The 939-nt window shown below is 48.1% G+C and carries 1 protein-coding gene; it reads left to right on the forward strand.

Going from position 1 to position 939, the window contains the following annotated elements; all coding sequences use genetic code 11:
* Positions 1 to 87: 87 nt before the first annotated feature.
* Positions 88 to 939, forward strand: an 852-nt coding sequence (locus AC1DYQ_RS22835; RefSeq protein ID WP_477688716.1) for an MBOAT family O-acyltransferase, incomplete at its 3' end; no start/stop codon positions are given.

Here is a 939-nt window from a genome sequence, read left to right on the forward strand (position 1 = left end):
CCACAGTGCTTTCCCACAGCTTGACTGCAGGTGATATCGAAACTCGTTTTTTGATGCCTTTGATACACCCAACCAACGGGGAAAAAATTGCTGTTTATTGACCCGATATTTTTCGCGATCTTTCTGCCGATCACGTTGATTGGTGTATGGTTCCTGGGGCGATTCCGTGCGCATGGAGGATCCGTCACGTTCTGGCTGGCGGTTGCATCGTTGGTGTTTTACGCCTATTGGGATGCTCGTTTTCTCCTGCTACTGATGTCGTCAGTTCTTTTCAATTTCTGGGTGGCATCAGCCATTTCTGGGCGGGAAAAAGGAAGCCCCTCAAGAAAATTGGTATTCGCTGCAGCGATAGCTGCCAATCTTGCAGCACTTGCGGTATTCAAATACGCGAACTTTGCTGCCGCGGCCTACGCGAGCCTCACTGCAACGCCCGCTCACCACTTGAGCATCCTGTTGCCTCTGGGTATATCGTTTTTCACCTTCACCCAGATCGCTTATCTCGCAGACGTGCGTGCAGGTCATCCACCGGAAAAAAGCTTTTCCAAATATCTGCTCTTCATCACATATTTTCCGCACTTGATTGCAGGACCAATTCTGCATCACAAGGAAATGATGGGCCAGTTTGATTTGCTTCAAAAAAGCAAACTTTCCTCCCAAAGAATCGCGATAGGCAGCAGTATTTTTATTATTGGGTTATTCAAGAAAATTGTTATCGCGGACACTTTTGCGGCCATCGCAGAACCGGTGTTCTCCGCATCTACCCAGTCTTCAGTCGGAATGGCCGACGGCTGGGTGGCAGCTGCATCTTATGCCTTGCAAATCTATTTCGATTTTTCAGGCTATTGCGATATGGCAATAGGCATCTCGACGATGCTGAATATTCGCCTGCCTTTCAATTTCGATTCGCCATATAAGGCAACGAGCATCATTGAGTTCTGG

The organism is Polaromonas sp. P1_F4 (assembly GCF_056405675.1).